The 18,809-nt window shown below is 58.0% G+C and carries 22 protein-coding genes; 3 read left to right on the plus strand and 19 right to left on the minus strand.

What is annotated here, in order from left to right; all coding sequences use genetic code 11:
* Positions 1–22: 22 nt before the first annotated feature.
* The 12 genes from ACIOWE_RS06820 to tam form a co-directional block, all read right to left on the minus strand.
* Positions 23–1,024: a TerC/Alx family metal homeostasis membrane protein gene (locus ACIOWE_RS06820; RefSeq protein WP_401389166.1), complete on the minus strand. Its 1,002-nt coding sequence runs from the start codon at positions 1,022–1,024 to the stop codon at positions 23–25.
* 44 nt (positions 1,025–1,068) lie between these two features.
* Positions 1,069–1,518, minus strand: coding sequence for a tellurite resistance TerB family protein (locus ACIOWE_RS06825; protein WP_401388963.1), 450 nt, complete (start codon positions 1,516–1,518; stop codon positions 1,069–1,071).
* A 46-nt stretch (positions 1,519–1,564) separates the two neighbouring features.
* Positions 1,565–2,746, minus strand: coding sequence for a TerD family protein (locus ACIOWE_RS06830; RefSeq protein WP_401388966.1), 1,182 nt, complete (start codon positions 2,744–2,746; stop codon positions 1,565–1,567).
* The gene (locus ACIOWE_RS06835) at positions 2,746–3,330 is read right to left on the minus strand and encodes a TerD family protein (protein ID WP_401388969.1); all 585 of its coding nucleotides are present in this window, start codon (positions 3,328–3,330) and stop codon (positions 2,746–2,748) included. Before ACIOWE_RS06835 ends, ACIOWE_RS06830 begins: the two co-directional genes overlap by 1 nt.
* A gap of 2 nt (positions 3,331–3,332) precedes the next feature.
* Entirely contained in the window at positions 3,333–4,088 is a 756-nt protein-coding gene (locus tag ACIOWE_RS06840) for an HAD family hydrolase (protein ID WP_401388972.1), read from the minus strand.
* Positions 4,085–5,035, minus strand: coding sequence for an HpcH/HpaI aldolase/citrate lyase family protein (locus ACIOWE_RS06845; RefSeq protein ID WP_401388975.1), 951 nt, complete (start codon positions 5,033–5,035; stop codon positions 4,085–4,087). The genes ACIOWE_RS06840 and ACIOWE_RS06845 overlap by 4 nt, the downstream gene beginning before the upstream one ends.
* Positions 5,035–6,129, minus strand: coding sequence for a cysteine protease StiP family protein (locus ACIOWE_RS06850; RefSeq protein WP_401388978.1), 1,095 nt, complete (start codon positions 6,127–6,129; stop codon positions 5,035–5,037). Before ACIOWE_RS06850 ends, ACIOWE_RS06845 begins: the two co-directional genes overlap by 1 nt.
* Positions 6,122–6,880, minus strand: coding sequence for a trehalose phosphatase (locus ACIOWE_RS06855; RefSeq protein WP_401388981.1), 759 nt, complete (start codon positions 6,878–6,880; stop codon positions 6,122–6,124). The genes ACIOWE_RS06850 and ACIOWE_RS06855 overlap by 8 nt, the downstream gene beginning before the upstream one ends.
* Positions 6,870–7,997 carry a phosphoribosyltransferase domain-containing protein gene (locus tag ACIOWE_RS06860; protein WP_401388983.1) on the minus strand — a complete coding sequence of 376 codons (1,128 nt, stop codon included), beginning with the start codon at positions 7,995–7,997 and terminating at the stop codon, positions 6,870–6,872. The genes ACIOWE_RS06855 and ACIOWE_RS06860 overlap by 11 nt, the downstream gene beginning before the upstream one ends.
* 72 nt (positions 7,998–8,069) lie before the next feature.
* Positions 8,070–9,209 (minus strand): trypsin-like peptidase domain-containing protein, encoded by a 1,140-nt coding sequence (locus tag ACIOWE_RS06865; RefSeq protein WP_401388986.1) that lies wholly within the window; start codon positions 9,207–9,209, stop codon positions 8,070–8,072.
* 93 nt (positions 9,210–9,302) lie between these two features.
* Positions 9,303–10,304, minus strand: a complete 1,002-nt coding sequence (locus ACIOWE_RS06870; protein WP_401388989.1) for an ATP-grasp domain-containing protein — start codon at positions 10,302–10,304, stop codon at positions 9,303–9,305.
* Between the two features lie 167 nt (positions 10,305–10,471).
* Positions 10,472–11,245, minus strand: coding sequence for a trans-aconitate 2-methyltransferase (gene tam / locus ACIOWE_RS06875; protein WP_401388992.1), 774 nt, complete (start codon positions 11,243–11,245; stop codon positions 10,472–10,474).
* 370 nt (positions 11,246–11,615) lie between these two features.
* Here tam and ACIOWE_RS06880 point away from each other — a divergent pair, with 370 nt between their 5' ends.
* Together ACIOWE_RS06880 and ACIOWE_RS06885 are read left to right on the plus strand one after the other, a co-directional pair.
* Positions 11,616–12,119 carry an inclusion body family protein gene (locus tag ACIOWE_RS06880; protein WP_401388995.1) on the plus strand — a complete coding sequence of 168 codons (504 nt, stop codon included), beginning with the start codon at positions 11,616–11,618 and terminating at the stop codon, positions 12,117–12,119.
* Between the two features lie 125 nt (positions 12,120–12,244).
* The gene (locus ACIOWE_RS06885) at positions 12,245–12,784 is read left to right on the plus strand and encodes an AidA/PixA family protein (RefSeq protein ID WP_401388997.1); all 540 of its coding nucleotides are present in this window, start codon (positions 12,245–12,247) and stop codon (positions 12,782–12,784) included.
* A 37-nt stretch (positions 12,785–12,821) separates the two neighbouring features.
* Here the strand turns inward: ACIOWE_RS06885 and ACIOWE_RS06890 are convergent, their stop codons facing one another.
* On the minus strand, positions 12,822–13,907 hold the full coding sequence (locus ACIOWE_RS06890; RefSeq protein ID WP_401389000.1) for a type I restriction endonuclease: 1,086 nt from the start codon (positions 13,905–13,907) through the stop codon (positions 12,822–12,824).
* A gap of 208 nt (positions 13,908–14,115) precedes the next feature.
* Between ACIOWE_RS06890 and ACIOWE_RS06895 the strand changes: the two genes are divergently transcribed.
* Entirely contained in the window at positions 14,116–14,526 is a 411-nt protein-coding gene (locus tag ACIOWE_RS06895) for a low affinity iron permease family protein (protein ID WP_401389003.1), read from the plus strand.
* Between the two features lie 130 nt (positions 14,527–14,656).
* Here ACIOWE_RS06895 and ACIOWE_RS06900 read toward each other — a convergent pair whose 3' ends face one another.
* The 6 genes from ACIOWE_RS06900 to ACIOWE_RS06925 all read right to left on the minus strand — a co-directional run bounded on the left by ACIOWE_RS06900 (position 14,657) and on the right by ACIOWE_RS06925 (position 18,777).
* A complete protein-coding gene (locus tag ACIOWE_RS06900) occupies positions 14,657–15,160 on the minus strand; it encodes a DUF4142 domain-containing protein (protein ID WP_401389006.1) in 504 nt (167 codons plus the stop codon).
* 75 nt (positions 15,161–15,235) lie between these two features.
* The gene (locus tag ACIOWE_RS06905) at positions 15,236–15,394 is read right to left on the minus strand and encodes a KGG domain-containing protein (protein WP_081500477.1); all 159 of its coding nucleotides are present in this window, start codon (positions 15,392–15,394) and stop codon (positions 15,236–15,238) included.
* 117 nt (positions 15,395–15,511) lie between these two features.
* The gene (locus tag ACIOWE_RS06910) at positions 15,512–16,861 is read right to left on the minus strand and encodes a diguanylate cyclase domain-containing protein (RefSeq protein ID WP_401389009.1); all 1,350 of its coding nucleotides are present in this window, start codon (positions 16,859–16,861) and stop codon (positions 15,512–15,514) included.
* Between the two features lie 79 nt (positions 16,862–16,940).
* Positions 16,941–17,579: a LysE family translocator gene (locus ACIOWE_RS06915; protein ID WP_401389012.1), complete on the minus strand. Its 639-nt coding sequence runs from the start codon at positions 17,577–17,579 to the stop codon at positions 16,941–16,943.
* Between the two features lie 60 nt (positions 17,580–17,639).
* A complete protein-coding gene (gene fos / locus ACIOWE_RS06920) occupies positions 17,640–18,056 on the minus strand; it encodes a fosfomycin resistance glutathione transferase (protein ID WP_401389014.1) in 417 nt (138 codons plus the stop codon).
* 4 nt (positions 18,057–18,060) lie between these two features.
* On the minus strand, positions 18,061–18,777 hold the full coding sequence (locus tag ACIOWE_RS06925; RefSeq protein ID WP_401389017.1) for a hypothetical protein: 717 nt from the start codon (positions 18,775–18,777) through the stop codon (positions 18,061–18,063).
* Positions 18,778–18,809: the final 32 nt, after the last annotated feature.

An 18,809-nucleotide genomic window follows, 5' to 3' on the forward strand; every position in this document is an offset into this window, starting at 1 on the left:
TCCTTGTGGTGAAGACGATTACTCATTGGTTTTCGATCGGTGCTTCTTCTGCCTTTCCGGGGAAGACCAGACTGGCGACGACACCGATCGCCAATACAACCATTACAATCAGCAAACTGGTGTTCGCATCGATGGTGTAGCCGTGGTGAAACATGTGATCCGTTGCGTTCAAGCCCAGCTTGACGGCAATGAAGAACAGCAGCGCGATAACCGATTTTTCCAGGTGCACCAGATAGCGTTTCAGGGCTTCCAGAACGAAGTACATGGTCCGCAGGCCGAGAATGGCGAAGAGCATCGCCGAGTAAACGATCAGCGGCTCACGGCTCACAGCGATAACTGCCGGTACGGAGTCGAAGGCAAACAGGATGTCGGAGACTTCTGCGACCACCAGGCAAAGGAACAGTGGCGTGGCGAAAATGGTGCCTTTCGCCGCCAGGGTCATGCCCTGGTTCTCGGGTTTCTTCAGTTCAACTTCGAGTTGCTTGCGCGACACGAAGAAGTTATGGCCGTGCAACTTTGGCCACACCGGGAAGAGCTTCTGCGCAAAGCGGTAAGCCATGTGTTTGGAATAGTCTTCCTCTTCTTCGTCATCACCGCCGCTGCGCAGCATCATGACGGCTGTCCAGGCGACGATCACGGCGAACACGATCTCGACCCACGGGCCAAACGCCAGCAGACCGGTACCGATGGCAACGAAGATCCCACGGAACACGATCGCGCCGATGATGCCCCAGTACAGCACGCGGTGACGCATGCCATCAGGCACTTTGAACCAGGCGAAAATGGCCATGAACACAAAGAGGTTGTCGACGCTGAGGACTTTTTCCAGCGCATAACCGGTGACGAACAGGCTGGCAACATCCGGCCCGTGCTGGACATACAGAAAGCCTGCAAACGCCAGCGAGATCGCAATCCAGAAAATCGACCAGATCGAAGCTTTAGCCAACGAAATGGGTTTGTCGCCACGGTGCGTGACCATGTCGAGCAACAGCGCGCCCAGCGCGATGCCGACGAACACCGCCATGGTCAGGGGGGGAAATCCAATCTGACTGTCCAAGGTACCGCTCCTTAAAGTTCGAAATCAGCCGGGTTCAAACCCAGCTCAAGGCAAATCTGACGGCACGCCGCTTTTTCTTTGTCGTCGAAATTGCCGTCCGACGCACCGATGGCGCAGGCGACACGAACCAGCAGGCGACCAGCACCGGCATCGTTCTTGATCTTGCCGATGGCCTTCAGCGCTTCCGCCTGACCGATCTGATAGTCGAACTCGAACTTTTCGCAGTGACCGTTGAACGACTTGATGACGTCGGCCATGTTGAAAACCTTCAATTCCGACGAGTTATTGATAAACCCGGCCATTTTGGTTTTCTCGGCGGAGGAGATCTCACCGTCTGCAGCAGCGACCAATGCGCAGGCAGCTGTCGTGGCTTCCATGAATTTCTGGTTCTTGAACTTGCTGACCTCAGTGGTCAGTTTGTCGCGAGCCAATGCAGCGTTTTCTTTAAGCCATGCAAGCATTTTGAGGTCCTCTCAAAGGGCGGGGCACCAAGCCCCGCCAAGGTAACTATTTAGAGCCGGCGCGCCAGTTCATGCCCCAGCCATAGGCTTCGTCCATTGCCGAATGCCCGCGGTGGAAATCCACTCGCCGGGAAACCTTGACGGCTCCGTTGACGTTTTCGAGCATCGCAATGGCGCACATGCCATGGCGACCGCCCTCTTCGTTGAGGCGAACCTCGATGTCCGGCTGATTCGGGATGTGGATGGTCACGACACCATCGGTCTCGCGCCAGTTCGGCGCACCTTCGTAGATGAAGGCGAAAATCAGGATGCGGCGCACTTCAGCCCACTTGCCGCCATTGATGTGCATCCACTCGCCACCGGCCACGGAGCCGGTACGGTCGTCGCCCATCAACTGGATGTAAGGCGCTTGCTTCAACTTGCCGAAGCATTCGCCAAGGGCTTGCACCACACCCTTTTCGCCATCCTGCAACTCGTACAGGCAACCCACGTCCAGATCGACCGAGGTGCTGCTGCGGAAGAAGCCGCCGGAGCTGCGTTTGTTCCAGTTCAGGTTGACCTTGATCTCACCGAAACCAGCGGCCGTCTTCTCCAGACTGATGGAGCTGCGCGTCTTGTCGAGGGTGATCTTGCTCAGGCTGATCGACGATTTCGCTGCTGCAGGAGCCGCTGGCGGCACAGGGGCTGGGGCTGGGGCCGGAGCAGGTGTCGGCGCCGCTGCCGGAGCAGCCACATCCACACCGAAATGCTGGGCCAAAGGTTCAAGACCACCGTTGAAACCCTGGCCGACGCAACGGAATTTCCACTCACCCTGACGACGATAAAACTCGCCGAGGATCAGCGCGGTTTCCTTCATGCCACCGGTCGGGATCTGCGCTTCGATGCCACCGGAGACCACCACCGACAGCTGCGAGACGCGCTCGAAACTGGCTTTGTTTTCGTAGATCGTCGCGGTCAGTGCGACCTTTTCCACGGCCGCTTCAAGTCGGCTCAGATCAACCGTGAACACCGCGCGACCCGCCGAGGCGTCGGACAGGGTAACTGCCCCGCCCAATACGCTCGGTTGCCCGTAAAAGCACATGTCGCCATCGCCGCGAACCTTTGCCGAGGTTCCCAGAACAAAAGCCGAGACATCGATGTCAGCGCCAGGAATCGGCGAATAATTGATGTCGACGCGAAGCGGGCCGCTGGCAACTGGCGCGTTGCCGCCCGGAGCAAGGGTCGCCATTAACGCAGCGCCTGAACGGCCAGATTGACCAGATCGTCGGCGGTGCGGCCATTGGTGGTCTGACCGATCGCAGTGAACTTCCAGCCATCGCTGTCACGAGACAGGCTGGCCATGACGATGCCGGTGTGAGCGCCACGCTCGGACAGATTGAAGCGGGCCAGTTCGTTCTTGTTACCGGCGTTGACGATGCGGCAGTAGGCATTTTCGACTTTTTCGAAGTTCTGCCCGGTGAAGCTGTTCACGGTGAACACCAGGTGCTGAACGACGGCCGGCAGACGTTGCAGGTCAACGTGGATGGTTTCGTCGTCACCCGCGCCTTCGCCAGTGCGGTTGTCGCCGGAATGCTGGATCGAGCCGTCCTGCGACTTGAGCTGGCGAAACCAGACCAGGTCGACCGGCTGCAGGCTACCGTCGAGCAGGATGCACGAAGCGTCCAGGTCGATATCGCCGCCATTGCCCATCAGCTTGCCGAGAAAACCGGCCTTCACCGGGTCCCAACCCAGGCCGAGGCTGACGCTGGACAGCGCCGTGCCGGCGGTTTTTTCCAGGGAAATGGACTGCTTTTTGCTCAGGGAAAGGGTCATCGTTACGCTCCTTGTTGGTCATCGGTGTTCATGGGGCGCTCGGATGTGTGCGCCTCATGCAGGTCGGTCTGCGCATCGCGCACGCCCGGATTTTTTCCATTGATTACCCGCAGGCGTCCCCGCCGCCATGACGGGTGAAAGTGCCGCCAGTGCGCATCTTCAGCAGCCGCGAGCAACTCGTGATCGCCGCGGGTATCGCCCCAGGCCCGGATTCGGTATTGCAGCAAACTGCCGTAAACCGCTTCCAGCCTGAGGACTTTGTTCGCGCAGCGGCAGTTGTCGCCGGTGATGTGGCCGGTCAATACGCCGTCCACCACCTCCAGTTCTGTGCCGATCAATTTGATGCCCAGACGATCAGCGAAAGGCTGCAGAACCAGCGCAGGTGAGGCGGAACACAACGTCACCACGGCACCGGAACTGATCTCGGCTTCGATCGCCAGCAGCCCGCTCGGGCGCATCAATCGCGGCCAGACCCGCGTGCAATAACTCGCGGCTTGCTGTTGCAGCCACTCAAGCTTCACACCAGTCAGAAACGTGCGGATCAACTGCGCCTTGAGTTCGTCACGGCTCATCCGCCGGGTAACGAATCGCAGGCTGGGCAGCGCCAGTCGAAGCAGGCGTCGATTGAACTCGCGCGCGCCGAACGCAAACTTCAGAAACGGCACGAAACTGTCGTGCCGGGTCAACGTGCCGTCGAAATCGAACACGGCGAGGACTGGCCGCTGCGGTGCGGCGGGGTTGTCGATCTGCTCTATCATCCTGCGGCCTCTGCCAGGCGAATCGAAACTTCGCCGACGCCGGTTTCCGCATGGCGGATACCGTGCCAGCGAGCGCGTTCAAGGATGTTCGTCGCCCACTTGTAATGGGTGGCGGGCTCGCACATCGCGTCGTTGTGGCGGAATACCGCCGGAGCCACATCGCTGACGATCAGCTTGGCGCTGTTGAAGTCTTCCAGGCTGACGCGCAACGTGTCCTGGATGATTTCGATCTGGCTGGGGTGAATGGCAGTCTTGCCGACCAGGCCATGGGCGATATCGAACTCCAGTTCTTCCTTGAGCAACTGCGGCGACGCCAGTTGTTCGAACACCGGCGCGGTCAAGGCGAAACCCAGCGAGCCCATCACCCCCGCCAGCATCGGAATCACGTAGCCCATCGGCGTGCTGTAAAGCGTGGTGGTCGGATTGCGGCGCAGGCCGAGGCTGCCCATCAAGTCGTTGCCACCGATGCGCAAAGCGATGATTCGTTGGTCGAGGCTGGCCTTGAGCGCCTGCCCCAGTTCGACCATCGCGCCGGGGTTGAAGACGTCCGTGGTTTCCAGCGTCGGCATCAGGAACAGCGCCGGATTGGTCACGGCCTGCTCCCAGGCGCGCAGATTGGCCAGGGTCAGTTTCGGGATGACAAAGCCATCGACATGCGCCATCAACGGCCAGTCGTTGAGAACGGCGGCCATCTGCGAATCACGCGGACGCACGAACAACAGAGGACCACCCTCAGGCCGACCGCCGCGTTGATCGATAACGCTCAGCAAGCCATGCAGGTTGGTCAGCGCCGTCTCGATATCAATGTCCGCGACTGCGTCTTCCAGGCACACCACCAGCGAACGCAGCTCCGGCAACTTGGTGCGGAACACCACGTCCAACAGGTCGGCGCGGGTCGCGGGCATGTAGAGCGTGGCCCCGAGGGCATAAGGAGAAAGTTTTTTCATCAGCCCAGACTCCGAATGATCGTCACCGCCCGATAAGGCCCCAACTGCGCGCCGACTTCTTCGACCGGCACGCCGGCGGCTTCTGTCAGGTGCATCAGCAATTGCACGTCACTGTCGCTGCGGTCGCGGATCAACACATGGTGCGGGACACGGCGTAACACCGCACGGGTCGCCTCGGCGATGCCTGGCTTGACCCGGTTGAGATTGCTCACCTCAAAACGTGCCGCCAGCGCTTCAACGACGTGGGTGGCCGCCCCCTGGAGTTCGAGACGCTGCTCGTCAGTCCATGGCAGGGTTTTCGGCACGACGCCCAACGCTTTACGGTGGGTTTCGATCTGCTCGATGAACGCCTGTGTCACATCGTGCTCGCGCAAGTGGTCATAGACCACGCAGCCATGCAGCCCGCCGTTTTCAGGCCAGATCGAACGCGACACCAGACCGGAAACGGTGGCACCGAGAATCCCCGACGGGATGACCCAGTCTTCCGACGAAGCGGCCATCCAGGCGCGACCACAGGGGTCAGCCAGCACCACCAGTCGGGGAGATTTCGGGAAACGTGCGTCGGCGCCAAGGCTGCGTTGAATTTCGCCGCTGATCGCGCCCTTGCCGGTCCAGCCATCGACGAAGACGATGTTCTCGGCCCCGTGGGTCTGGACGATTGCTTCCAGAGCAACCGTGTCGATGCCACGATCACGGACAATGCTGATGCCGTAATGGAAGGCTTCACGGCCCATCTCGATGAGCGCGCGACGCAACAGCACACCCAGCGGCAGGCCTGCGCGCACGAACGACACCAGCACAATCGAAGCGCCGGTACAGGCTTCGTTCAAGCCCAGTGCCAGGGCTTGGACATCCGCTGCCATGCGCGCGCCGTTCTGCGCCAGCACCCGTTCGTACAGGGCCTTGTGCACATCGCTAGGGGCACTTTCCAGACTGATCATTTCGGAATAGTGCTTCTGCTTCGTTTGAATCAGACGCTCTTTTTCCTCGACATCCGTCACGTCCATCTGCACGGCTTGCAGCAGGAAATGCACGTCATCCGGCGCATAGCTCGCACTGCCCACCGTCACCAGGCTGGAGATCGCATCACTCATGAATCGAAGCCCCTGCCCGCTTGGCCAACTGGCTGCGCGTCGGAGTCGCCCACAGGTGACACTCCTCCATGAACGCCAGGTCGGTGATGCTGTCGCCGAAGCCCAGCACAGGGCGCTCACCATTGATCTCGCGATCGCGGCGCAACCATTCCTGAACCGCCGCCTGCTTGGACAGGCCCTGCGGCAGGAATGCCAGGTTGTTGCTGTTGCCATGAATGTGCAGGCCATCCAGCAAGCCCTGCGCTCGAACTTCGGCCAGCACCGCATCGAGAACGTCGTCATTGCTCTCGTTGTGCTTGGTGACCACGTAGTGACGCAAGCCCTGCTCTTCGACCACCCAACCGCGCAGGGAAATACCCAGCTGCTTGCCAATCGCCAGCGTCGCTTCACTCAACTCCGGCAGACGGCGCTGATAGTTGGCGAGGAGATCTTCCATGCGCGCCTGCCAGGCCTGATCGAGCGTGCCGTCCGCGCCGAGGATCACCCCGCCATGGGAGCAAATGGCGCCGTGCTGAAAAGGTAACCGGACCCGACTGAACGCTTCCACGCTGCGCGCCGTGACCGGGACGACATCGGTCGTCGCCAGCAGCCACTCGACCATCGACTTCTGCACCGGGCTCATGTAGCCGTTGGGCTGACCGTCGATATCAAGGGTCGCGGTGTGGCGAGGTGTGCCTTCTTTCATTTTGCGTGCGGTTTGAAACAACGTGTCGTCGAGGTCAACCAGTGCTAGGGGACGGTTACTTTGCATCGACGATCACCTGTGCATTCAAGGTCTTCAGCAGTTCGGCAGAGACTGCCTGCTGCGGAGTTTCCGAACAGATCAGCACCCGGTCGAACTGACCCGGACGCACGTTGTAGAGGAAGTTTGGAATGCCCAGGCCGTAGTTGTCGGCGAACGACAAGGCATGCTCGATCGCATGTCCCAGCGCAATCGGCGAGCGACTGGTCGAACTGAAGTGGACATCAGCACCAGCGCGCTCCAGACGTTCGGCGAGCAGGAACGGACGCCAGACAAACTCGCTGGTGCCCACTACCAGAATGCGCTCCCCCGGTTGTACCTGAAGGCCAGGCGCCAGGGTGTCGGCGACAGCCCGTACACCGAGGCGTCCCCAGTCATTTTCCGCACTCACCGGCCAGTCACCGGCCGCGATAGTGCCCACGGCCGGCATGTCGGGCAAAGGCGCGTCCGCGTCTTCATGGAATTGATACGAGCCCTGCAACAGGGAGACCTGATGCGCGCAATCACCCAGTGCTTCACGCACCGCGCCGCCGGACCAGTCCGTGAGCACACAGGTCACAACCTGTTCGACTTTATCCAGACCGGCATCGACCAGCGCCCGATGCAAGTTGATGAATGTCTTGCCCGTCGAGGCCTCGTCATCGACCAGCACCAATGAACGGGCGTTGAGCATCTGCTCACGCACTTGCGGATCGACCGGGAGGTGAATCAGGTGCGCACTGGCGTGGCTGTGTTCTTCTTCGAAACGGGCAAACAACTCGGTCCCGGTGGGATGCCGGGTGCTGACCATGTACACCGTGTCGGGGCGAGTGGCGCTGTACGCACGGTGGACGCCAGCACCGAGGCCGACAGCGGTTTCGGCCATGCCGATAACCAGCACAGGGCCTGGCAGATCCGCCGGAATTTCGACGGCCAGGCTTTCAAAACTGGCGGCCATCACCGATGGCCGGACCGGAATATGTCGTCCGAGCACTTTCGACACGAACAGGAATGCCCGCTTCGGATTACGGCGTTCGGCAAAGCCAAACAGTGATTCGGGGGCAATGACAGCATCATCAACGTTGACGTCCAGACGCCCACGCATCAGTTGTGCGCTCAGCGCTTTCGTTGCTGTACCAGATTCCATTAACAAATTCCTGACTTGGCGCGGGATCAAAGATCCAGCGCCTCTTCCGTGGGTTTCAATTCAAAAAGTGAATCAGAGGTTTGTGGCTTCCACCCGCCACATCGATGCTTGCGCTTCGCGCGCCAGTTGCGCCGCCGTGAACGTCTTGTCAGCCGCATTAATTTTTCCATCGACCCGGCAAGCATCGAGGAACGAAACCAGCAGCGAGGCTTTCACTGCGAAGTTCATGTTTTGTGCGTCGGGTACCGAAGAGGTCACGAGGCCAATCACGGCACCGGAAAAATCGAACAGCGGGCTGCCGCTTGAGCCTGGCTGAATGGGCGCGGTGAACTGCAACAGACTGGCATCGTTGCGCAGACCGAACAGTGCCGACACACCACCTTGAGTGACGTGGACACCGCCACCGGCGAAACCGGCCAGCGGAAAGCCCAACGCGACAATGTCTTCACCAAGAACACAGCCAAACCCGGACTTGAAGGTCACCGGTTTCAATGGAGGGGAGTCGATCACTCGCAAAAGGGCAATATCGTTGCGTCGATCGACCACCACGGGATCGACACGATAGCGGCCGTCAAACGAGGCGATGTGAATCTCGCGCATGCCTTCAATGACGTGGGCACAGGTCATGACGTGGGTAGGGGAAACAGCGAAAGCGGTACCGGTGGCGCTGTCTGCGGCTCTGCCGGAACCCGGTGCGTTCGCTCGTCCATTGGGGTGGGTTTCGTCGACTTCGAGGCCGATGCGACGGCCAAGTGCCGCCAGCCCGTAGGCAGAGCCTTCGGCCAGTGCGCGAAATTTCCACTGCTGATTGCGGTTGTAAAACTCGCCGATGATGATGGCGGACTCGCCGTTTTCGCGCAGATCCAGGGAGTGCTCGATCTGGCCATCCACCTGCAGACGCAGGTTCTTCAGCTCACTGACCGGCCCGACGGCGGAAAACGTGTAGACCACCAGAAGCACGCGGTCGCTGCCGGCCGGGATTTCGTCCAGGTTCAGCTTGCAGCCGACTTTTTGCTGATCGCCTACCCATTCCATCCACGCACGTGGCGTCTGAAAAAGGGCAGCATCACCTTTCGGGCGGCGTTTTTCATCAACCGGCAATATGGCAACGGCGGCGTATTCCCCGAAAGCCGAGGAGTTTCCACATTCCAGAGTCCATTCACTCCGGGCGCTTGATACTGCGGTGTTTGCGCCAGGCGCGAGCACCATCATTCCTTGAAAATTCCTTGTATTGCTTCCTGCATAGGGCCGTATCGAACGACCAAAACGCGTAAATGGTAACAGACTTCATATGTCGATTTAATATCAGGATGATGCTAGTGCCGCGACAGTAATGTCTTTTATGCGCACGTTTGGCCGCCAAGCGCCCGGTGGCTCAGGCAAACCCAGCCGACGAGTGGCAAAGATACCGGGCAGGTTCAAACCGGCCTCCCGGGTGTAACCGATACCTCCCGAGTAACGTGCGTTAATCTCCAGCAGATGCGGTTTACCGTCTGCATCGTCACGGGTCTGGACGTTGACGATGCCATCGCACTGAAAGTGTTCCGCAGCCTTCAGAGCGAGCTCCACGGCGGCACCTTCACGCTCGAATAGCTGATACAGACCTGTCTTGCGACGGCCAACGAACGCAATCGGGCGACCGGCTTCACAGACGATATCCACCGAACACTCATTTCCCGCCATATACGGCATTACCAGCATCGGTGGCGGCGGCTTGTCGGCCGAACGATAGGCATGCATATAAAGGTCGAAATTGACCTCGCGCTCATCGGGGTTGGCAAAACAACGGAAAGGGTCGGCATTTGCCTTGAAACGCCAGAAACCCTGGCCGTAAATGCCCACGGCCGGTTTGACACAGACTTCGCCCGATACACCCAGCGTCTGATAAGCCGCGATCATTTCCTCGGCATTGGCGGCGGTGATCGCCGGCACACAGGCCAGCCCCGCTCGTTCCGCTTCTGCCGTGAACCGGCTTTTGTTATCGACCAGATCAAACGTATCCAAAGAAAGCGCACCGGTAACCAGTACCAGGCCTGCTATCTCGAAACGCTGTCGAGCCTGTTCGAAAACGCTGCCAACGCGGCCCGCCAGGACAACTTTGATGTTGTGAGCCTGCGCAGTCGCAATGACCCAATCAATGCGCGCCTGATTGTCCGCAGGCTCCACGAAGCTGATGTCGGCGAGCGAGGTAATTTCCGGACGATCCCCTCGATGCGACGCATAAATCTTCACGTCGGTCGGCAGCGCCTCGCGCGCGCCGAGAATGATGTCGCGTTGACTGGACTGCCCTTCGAGAAACCAGATCACTATGCTTACCCTTCCTTGTAGTTACGCCGAATGCCGAAACATTTTCTGAGAGCGTCCGTCTCACATCCGCCAATGGGTGCGGACAGTACCGTCTTCCGCTGCAAACTCAAGGGGAACATTCAGCAATAGAACTGGCACTTTCGGAACGCCATGAGCGCTTCCCGGTTTTATTGTCGGGTCGCCACAATAAACAGGCGCGGGAACGGCAACAGCACCGAACCATCGGCCATTGCCGGATAAGCCTTTTCGACTTCGGCGAGATATTGCTGCAGATACTGCGCCCGTTCGCTTTCAGTCAAAGGGCTCAGAAACGGAATCAACCCGCTGCCCTTGAACCACTCAACGACGCCCGCGGCACCGCCCGCCAACTGATGGTGATAGGTGGTGCGCCACACATCGACTCGCGCGCAGTGCGGACGCAACATCGAGAAGTATTGGCTGGCACTCGCCATGTCAGTGCGCTGCCCTGCTGCACCGGTAAGCTTGCTGGCCCATGGGCCGTTTGCGGCGACTTCGCGCATCAGCCGGTGAGAGGGTTCGTTAAGGTTGTCCGGCATCTGGATCGCCAGACTCCCGCCCGACGCCAGTTTTCCCGCCAGCTTCGGCAACAGCGTCGCGTGGTCCGGCACCCACTGCAACACCGCATTGGCAAAGATCACATCGTAAGGGCCGGCATCGTCCCACCGATCAATCTCGGCCACATCGAACTGCAACTGCGGCAAGCGCTTGCGTGCGGCGTCGATCATGTCGGGCGAGCTGTCCAGTCCGCTGACCTTTGCTGTGGGAAACCGCTGCACCAGCAACTCCGTCGAGTTGCCGGGACCGCATCCGATATCGACCACCGTTCGCCCCTGCACCGTGGGAATCGCCGCCAGCAGATCGCGGGCCGGGCGGGTGCGTTCATCTTCAAAAGCGACGTATTGCTTGGCTGACCAACTCATTGCGTTCTCCTGTCGGGGGCATTCCAACGGTTCGTCACGATACAGGCAGCGACGCGAGCAGTTCCAGAGTGACTCGTTGCAAAGCATTTCAGCTCAATACCTTATTGCCAAGTCGTCTAACTCGACGCAGCGGTCACCGTTCGTCGAGCCAGTCAAAAGCGATTTTGACAGCATAAAAATCCTGCCTATAGTCAAGGTGCGGCAGTCGGAAGGAACCCGACCCATAGGATTTCGTGCAAGGAGCACGGCCTGCTCATCTCTCATGACTGGTGGGTTCCCCAGTAGTGTGCTCGCAAACGCCATACGGCAAGCAAGCGTCGTCGTGCCTGCGCTGCAGTCCGACGTTCACTATGAAAAAAGGAGCGTTACCATGTCTCGAGTGACGGATATTCTGGTTTCCATCGACACTGAAACCATTCTGAAAAAGTATCCAAACATCAGCAAGGACCCGAAGAACCCAACGCTGATCGACTGGCATCATGTGTACATGGTCACCAACCAGGACAACGTCGTCAGTGGCCAGGCCGGGGGCGAACTGGACATCAAGGCGCAGGTCGGCGACTTGATCCGCTGGCGTGAAACCAGCCTGTCGCAGAGCTTCGAGCAGGCGGTAATTTTTTACAAATTCATCGGCAACGCCGGTGCCGAGCTGATCTCGACACCTACACCGCGCAAAGCTACAGCTTGCGTCGCAGTGCCAAACACCAGCAATCCATCAGTGCCAAGCTGCCAGAAAGTCGATAACCACTATTGGTCCTCCGAGACCCTTGATTGCGGTCGCGTGACTTATCACTTCCATTTCCTGATCGTTAACCGCGACTGCCAGATCATCGGCTGCTGCTCGTGGGATCCGTTTATTTCCATCCACAACTGACGATGCGCAGGATCCCTTGGCAACGAGGGATCCACTCGATCCGATGCCGCCCCGGCCGGAACAGGATGTCTTGCCTCGACCGAAGCGGCTGCCGTCTGGCGCCAACATCATGAAAGGAATCCATGATGACTTCCGAACCGATCCCGTCACCCTCTACCGCCTTCAACAACGCGCACAACGTGTTGCTGATCTTCGATGCTGAATCCGTACTCGCACACAATCCCGACCCGAGCCAAGATGCCGCCAATCCGACGCGCATCACTGATGGCCTGGTCTTTTTCATCACAGGTAACAACTCAAATAAAAATGTTACAAGTGACAGCAAAATAACATTGCCTATCGAAATTGGCCGCGACCTTCATTTTCGTGGCAGGAGCATCAGCCTGATCGCTGAACACAGCGTAGTGATCTACGGCATGACCGTCGGTAACAGTGGCGTACTGACGGATCCACTGCTTGAGGTTCACCCTGGCGTCACCGTCCCCGCCCCGGACCCAAGCCACCCGACCACCCCCGGCAGCCACAAGGCCGACGATCACTACTGGGCGTGCACCACAAAGACGTCCGGCACAGCCGAGTGCGTGCTGAACTTCATGCTGGTCAATCAGCAATGTGAGACAGGGGGGTATTTCGCTTGGGCGGTTGGAATCGATTTCGTAGATTAAGCAGATACAAAAAAACCGGCCAATAAGGCCGGTTTTTTTAGTCGTAATATCCAACCGTCTTTTTTAACTGATCCGAGTATTCATAAATGTCATCCACTGTGTTGATCGGATGACGTGTTTCGTTTTTTTCCTCATCGAAGATACCGATGTATTTCTGGGAGCGATTGAAATGCAACCTACAGATCGGTTTGCGATTGTTGTCGTCCAACAGGATGCCGAAATAGCTTTGCGTATCACGCTGAACAATTCGCTTGGCATCGACCACTGACCTAACAAGCGCACGAACGATGTGATACCCCTCCAACTCTTCAAGGGTTGTTAATACCTTTTCGTCTGACTCGTCACGAGGGTCTATTGGATCAGTCCCAACAGGAGCTGAGGGTTGAGATGCCAAGGAGGGATGAATGGCTCCGCTCATTGCAGATTTAAGGCGATCGTTTATCTGATCATTTAAAAACTGCACCACGGCTTTTTTCGTTAATTCATGAAACTGCTCGCGCACCTTTTGTGTGATGACTCCGTCGTACACACGTGAGGCGAATACCTTGACGAAATCATCGTCCGGCTTGTTGACCTGTGCCGCAATCACCTTCTTGATTTGACTGACGTACTTCAGTTCGCCAGCAGCATTGATGATCGAATCAACATCGAAAGCCGACTTCGTCAGCTTCACTAACTCGGGAACCGAGTATTCATCAATATCCAGGAGGTCCAGTTCCAGAAAAGGTTTTTCGTCCATTTTGTTAGGCGCATCCAGGTCTGTAAAAAACTTGTAAACCTGTCCGTTGGTAAGGATGGAGATACGTGTGCTGGTAACGTGAAAGTAACGAAATAGTTGCGAGGCGTGATTGATATGTAGCGGCTCACCAACCTTTTTGCACTCAATCAGAATCTGCACTTCACCATCTTTCATGATGGCATAGTCGATTTTTTCTCCCTTTTTTGTACCTACATCACAGACAAACTCAGGCGTCACTTCGGTCGGATCGAAGACGTCATATCCCAGCACAGTGCTAATGAATGGCATGACGAATGCATTTTTCGTTGCTTCTTCCGTCTGGATTGCGGCGCTCTGCAACCGGACTTTGGCGGCTAGGCTGGCTAACTTTTCGAAAAATTCCATGAGTTTTCTATCCGTGTAATGAGCTAATGGCAATTTGATCGCCACTTGATACTAGCCACAAACCAGAACAATGAAAGCTGAGTACCTGAATTGCTCAGTCCTCCCGATGTGCTCTTTGGATTATCGGAAAGGAACAAGTCGCCGGTAGAATTTTCCTGATGCCGTCAGTGTCTGAATTTCAAGCACTCCCCCAATAAGGACCTCGGCCATGAAATTCGCGAAGATTTCCCAGAAGCTCGCCCTGTGGGCCGGTAGCCCCAAGACTTTCATGGGGGCGCTGGTACTGATCGGTGTCTGGGGATTGACCGGGCCGTTTTTTCATTACAACGACACCTGGCAACTGATCATCAATACCTCAACGACGATCATCACGTTCCTGATGGTTTTTCTGATCCAGAACACGCAGAACCGTGACACCGACATCCTGCACTTGAAGATTGATGAGTTGTTGCTCGTGACCAAAGAGGCGCAGAACGCGATGCTGGGGCTGGAGGCGCTGGATTTGAAGCAACTGGAAGCATTGCGCAAGCATTACCGTGCGCTGGGCGAAGGGGAGGTTTTCAATCTTGAGGGGCTGGGGGAGAAGAGCAAACCGAAGCAGGATCTGAATGAATGCTGACAAGCATTTGTGGCGAGGGAGCTTGCTCCCGCTGGGCTGCGTAGCAGACCCGTTTCTTTAAAAGAACGGGGCCGCTTCGCGCCCCAGCGGGAGCAAGCTCCCTCGCCACAGTTTTTTTGTAAGGCTTAGATTAGCGGCTGGCTTGCAGCGCTCGGGCCATTTGCAGATGGTTTTGCAGTTTGGGCAACGTCTCATCAGCGAAAGCCTTGATCTCCGGGACATCGGTGGTCTGCGCTTCTTGCTGGATCTGTTGAATGGCTTCTTCGGTGGCTTTCACCTGACTGGCGGCGTAGGCCTGGTCGAAGGTTGCGCCGTCTTTCACTTCAGGGATCATCTCCTTGGCTTTATCGGCCATTTCTTCACGCGGTGCGACGGGTAAATCGAGCTTTTTGGCGATTTTCGCCAAGTGCTGATTGGCCGTGGTGCGGTCGTTGATGACAACGATGGTGTAATCCTTGACCTCTTTGGATTCGGTCTTCTGATGCGCTAGACGACTGGCTTCGATGTCAGCCATGCCTTTGGCTGATGCATCGTTGATGAATTCGGCTGGCGACTGGGCAAAAGCGCTGCTGGCGAACAATCCCAGAACAGTGGCAAAACTCAAACGACGTACTTGGGTGGCCATCCGGCTCATGGTCGCGCCCTCCTTCTCTCAAAATTCAAGCGGGAGCTTGCGCCCCCGCCTCTCAATCAAAACAACCTTCACCGACTACTTCGATTTCTGAGCGGGCTTGCGGCCCATATCTGTTTTCGCAGGCTCTTTATCGACCGTCGTTGTGGTGGTTTTCCCACCTTTGCGACCGGCTTCAGAGGCCTTCGTTCGATCGTTGGCGAAGTTTCCCGAGTTCGAGTTTCTTGAATTAGGCATGATTCTCTACCTCTTGGTATTGATCGTAGCGAGCAGGTGCCCGCCTAGATTGAGAATTTCCTGGCGGGCAAAGGTTTAGAAAAGTTGCCTTTGTCGCGACGAACGGCGGACCCGAAATCAGCTATTGAGCGCGTGATGGTTCTGGCGCTTGGCGGCATACATCGCCTGATCGGCATGGCGAAACAGTTGATGCTCCTCGCAACCATGCTCTGGATAGCGGGCGACACCGATACTCGGCTCGATCTTCAGGTTGTGGCCATCCAGGCGCATCGGCTGCACCAGCACTTGGCGGATCTTTTGCGCCACGCCGTCCGCGTCCTCCGCCGCCTGCACGCTGTGCAACAACACGACGAATTCATCACCGCCGATCCGCGCGACCGTATCGGTCTCGCGCACGCAGCCCTTGAGGCGATTGGCCACAGTTTGCAGAAGCATGTCGCCTACTGCATGCCCAAAAGTGTCGTTGACCTGTTTGAAGCGATCCAGATCGACATACAACAGCGCCATGTGCCCGGATTGTTCGCGGGCGCTGGCCATGGCAGCTTTCAGGCGATCACGGAGCAACTCACGATTGGGCAATTGAGTCAGTTGATCGTATTGCGCCATGCGCCGCAGGCGCGCATGTAATTGCTGACGCTCGATAGCGGTGGCGACCTGGGCGCAGACGTATTGCAGCAGTTCCTTGTCCTGCTCGGTGTAGCGCTCACCGCCGGGCAGACTCTTTACGATCAATGCGCCGATGGTGCCGTTTTTCGAGTTCAGCGGCACGCCGAGCCAGCACGGTGAATTCTGTTCGGCCACCAATGCAGCAAAATCCGCAGGGGAATCGGCACTGTCCGGCGTCAGAAGAATCGGCTGACCACTACGGATCACTTGTGCACACAGGCGCCCGGTGATCGTCCCGGGTTTTTCCGGCTGCAATTCGTGATCGTCAACGTGATAAGGGAAGTTCAGCTGTGCGCAGTGCTCGTCGTAGAGCGCCACCGAGAAGTTCATTGCCGGCAGCCACTCGCCGATGATCAGGTGGATGCGTTTGAACAACGCCAGCAAATCCTCTGCCGCATGCGCCGCCTCGGAAATCGCATACAGCGCCGCTTGCCGCGATTCGGCCTGTTTGCGTTCGGTGATGTCGCGGGCCACGGCGATACGCAGCTGATCCACTTCCGACCAGCGCGCCGACCAGAGGATGTGGGCGACGCTGCCGTCCTTGCGCACGTAGCGGTTTTCGAAATTGAATTTGGGTTCGCCACCCATGATCTCGCTGGCGGCAGCGAGGGTGCGCTGGCGATCCGCCGGGTGCACCAGTTCGATCATCTGCCGACCGATCAACTCGTCAGGCGTGTAGCCGAAAACGCGCTCGCAGGCGGCGCTGACAAAAACGAAGCGACCCTGCTTGTCCACCGCACAAACGGCGTCCAGCAACAGGTCGATGAAACTCGCCAACGGCGCGGAATTACGGCTTTCCATGGTTCAGCACAAGTGTCCGGGCAATGCAGCACTGATCAACCATCCCTGACCGTTTGATCCCGCATCCCTGCACGCAAAATCAAGCCTTGTTCGGCATCAGCCCTGGCAGCGCATGCACCAGCGCATTGACGGCGAAACCGATGAACATCACGCCACATAAACGGGTAATGAGCAGTTCGTGACGCTGATAGATCGTGCGCACCCGCTGCGCGCCGACAACGCCAATGAGGATAGCGTAAGCCAGCAAACCACCGAAGAAACTCAGGGCGATCAGCGTCGGCAACATCGACCAGTTGAGCAATTCGGCGCGGCTCGACAGCAACGCAGTGAACGTCGCCACCGCCACCGGATAGGCCTTGGGATTGGTCAGGCCGAACAGGATGCCGTGCCAGAACGGATTGCGCGCCGCGCCTTGCGGCTGGTCATCGCTGCGTCGTTGCGCACGCACCGCACGCCAGCCCAGCCAGAACAGATACAAACCGCTGAGTACGCCGAGCACATCAAATGCAGTGCTGCCGATTTCCCGGGCGCCGACAATTGCGATCAACGCGGTGCTGCACCAGACGACGTCGCCGAGCAGGTGCCCACAGAGAAACCCTGCCCCCGCTCGCCGCCCATGAGCCGCGCCGATACCGAATACCGCCAGCACACCCGGCCCCGGCGTGATGCCGTAAATGAAACCCGAGGCCAGCACGGCCAATAGCAACGATGGAGTCATGGGATACCTGCAAGCGCCAGAACACGTGGTCGCCAGTCTATATCAGCGAAATGTGTCAGATCACGGCTCGTCGTAAAAACGCATGCCGGCGTACGGTTTCAGTCGACATGCGGCCAGCCGCGAAGCCAATCCACCGACGTGGGCTTCGAGCTTGTGGCCATCGGGATCAAGAAAGTAGAACGACGCACCTTCGCTGCGGTTATCCCGCCATTCCTGCACGTTTGCCGCTTTTAGCTGCTCGACGAACAGCGGAAAGTCCGAAGCGCCAAGGCTGAAGGCGTAATGGGTGTAATCGGCGGACGCTTGGGCATCTCGTTTTGGATCAAGCGACAGACACAGCCACAGCCCTGGCAGCGACAGATAGGCACCGGCATCCCACGTCGCTTCGACGCGCAACTGCAGCACGTCGCGATAGAACGCCAGGCTGCGATTCAGATCAGTGACGGCAAGCGTCAGGTGATTGAGGCCGGTGAGCATCGGATCAGTAACCTCTGAGGTCTTCAGGGACGACGTATTGCTGGCCGTCGTAAGTCAGGGTGATCTGGGTTTTCTTCAGGTCGGTGGTTTTCGAAACGCACTCGCTGCCCGACTGAGTGTTTTTCATCTTGCTGCCGCTGGTGGTGATGATCAGATCGGCGAGACCGTGATGACTTGTGGAGCCGATTTCGAGCGTTCTGCGGGTTTTCTTCATGTAGCCCGCGCAACCGCTCATGAACTCACCGTGGTTCTTGTAGACCACCAGGCCTTCCAGCACCGGGCGCAGCTCATTGCCTTCGCGGACATACAGCGCCAGATCGGTTTTCTCGTAGGGAATGGCGCTGGAACTGTGCTCGAACTTTGAACGCAGGCCAAACGCCCGGACATCCGGCGCCAGCCGGTAGCGGCCGGTGTCGACGCGCAGATCGTCAAAGCGAATGGCGTCGGAGTTGTACGCACCAGGTTTACGGTAGATGGCGATGGGTTTTGCGTCGCTGGCGTTGACGATCGCCAGATCCAGATCGAGCACCCCGGCATCATCGCCGCCGGAGTCGGCAAGGTACGTGGATTTGACCGAGATCGCCTGATTCGGGAAAGCCGGCCAGACGACGCAACGAGACATCGATTGGCCGTCATAAGCCTTGGTGGTGCAAGCGGCCTGGGCTTGGGCGGTGATGGCCAGAATACCGAGAGCGATAAGGAGTCTGGTTGGGGTGAGCATTGTTCTTCCTTGATAAAAGTCGTGTTTGAACA

Origin of the sequence: Pseudomonas sp. NPDC087598, assembly GCF_044743525.1 — a bacterium.
In the GTDB taxonomy this organism is placed as follows: Bacteria; Pseudomonadota; Gammaproteobacteria; order Pseudomonadales; family Pseudomonadaceae; genus Aquipseudomonas.

What these genes read in the sequence shown, in the direction of transcription:
- ACIOWE_RS06830 (WP_401388966.1), bottom strand. Translation starts at nt 2,746, where the DNA reads ATGGCGACCCTTGCTCCGGGCGGCAACGCGCCAGTTGCCAGCGGCCCG.
- ACIOWE_RS06900 (WP_401389006.1), bottom strand. Translation starts at nt 15,160, where the DNA reads ATGAGCCGGATGGCCACCCAAGTACGTCGTTTGAGTTTTGCCACTGTT.
- ACIOWE_RS06905 (WP_081500477.1), bottom strand. Translation starts at nt 15,394, where the DNA reads ATGCCTAATTCAAGAAACTCGAACTCGGGAAACTTCGCCAACGATCGA.
- ACIOWE_RS06895 (WP_401389003.1), top strand. Translation starts at nt 14,116, where the DNA reads ATGAAATTCGCGAAGATTTCCCAGAAGCTCGCCCTGTGGGCCGGTAGC.
- ACIOWE_RS06865 (WP_401388986.1), bottom strand. Translation starts at nt 9,209, where the DNA reads ATGATGGTGCTCGCGCCTGGCGCAAACACCGCAGTATCAAGCGCCCGG.
- tam (WP_401388992.1), bottom strand. Translation starts at nt 11,245, where the DNA reads ATGAGTTGGTCAGCCAAGCAATACGTCGCTTTTGAAGATGAACGCACC.
- ACIOWE_RS06915 (WP_401389012.1), bottom strand. Translation starts at nt 17,579, where the DNA reads ATGACTCCATCGTTGCTATTGGCCGTGCTGGCCTCGGGTTTCATTTAC.
- ACIOWE_RS06850 (WP_401388978.1), bottom strand. Translation starts at nt 6,129, where the DNA reads ATGAGTGATGCGATCTCCAGCCTGGTGACGGTGGGCAGTGCGAGCTAT.
- ACIOWE_RS06885 (WP_401388997.1), top strand. Translation starts at nt 12,245, where the DNA reads ATGACTTCCGAACCGATCCCGTCACCCTCTACCGCCTTCAACAACGCG.
- ACIOWE_RS06890 (WP_401389000.1), bottom strand. Translation starts at nt 13,907, where the DNA reads ATGGAATTTTTCGAAAAGTTAGCCAGCCTAGCCGCCAAAGTCCGGTTG.
- ACIOWE_RS06910 (WP_401389009.1), bottom strand. Translation starts at nt 16,861, where the DNA reads ATGGAAAGCCGTAATTCCGCGCCGTTGGCGAGTTTCATCGACCTGTTG.
- ACIOWE_RS06855 (WP_401388981.1), bottom strand. Translation starts at nt 6,880, where the DNA reads ATGCAAAGTAACCGTCCCCTAGCACTGGTTGACCTCGACGACACGTTG.
- ACIOWE_RS06835 (WP_401388969.1), bottom strand. Translation starts at nt 3,330, where the DNA reads ATGACCCTTTCCCTGAGCAAAAAGCAGTCCATTTCCCTGGAAAAAACC.
- ACIOWE_RS06925 (WP_401389017.1), bottom strand. Translation starts at nt 18,777, where the DNA reads ATGCTCACCCCAACCAGACTCCTTATCGCTCTCGGTATTCTGGCCATC.
- ACIOWE_RS06845 (WP_401388975.1), bottom strand. Translation starts at nt 5,035, where the DNA reads ATGAAAAAACTTTCTCCTTATGCCCTCGGGGCCACGCTCTACATGCCC.
- fos (WP_401389014.1), bottom strand. Translation starts at nt 18,056, where the DNA reads ATGCTCACCGGCCTCAATCACCTGACGCTTGCCGTCACTGATCTGAAT.
- ACIOWE_RS06820 (WP_401389166.1), bottom strand. Translation starts at nt 1,024, where the DNA reads ATGGCGGTGTTCGTCGGCATCGCGCTGGGCGCGCTGTTGCTCGACATG.
- ACIOWE_RS06840 (WP_401388972.1), bottom strand. Translation starts at nt 4,088, where the DNA reads ATGATAGAGCAGATCGACAACCCCGCCGCACCGCAGCGGCCAGTCCTC.
- ACIOWE_RS06880 (WP_401388995.1), top strand. Translation starts at nt 11,616, where the DNA reads ATGTCTCGAGTGACGGATATTCTGGTTTCCATCGACACTGAAACCATT.
- ACIOWE_RS06825 (WP_401388963.1), bottom strand. Translation starts at nt 1,518, where the DNA reads ATGCTTGCATGGCTTAAAGAAAACGCTGCATTGGCTCGCGACAAACTG.
- ACIOWE_RS06860 (WP_401388983.1), bottom strand. Translation starts at nt 7,997, where the DNA reads ATGGAATCTGGTACAGCAACGAAAGCGCTGAGCGCACAACTGATGCGT.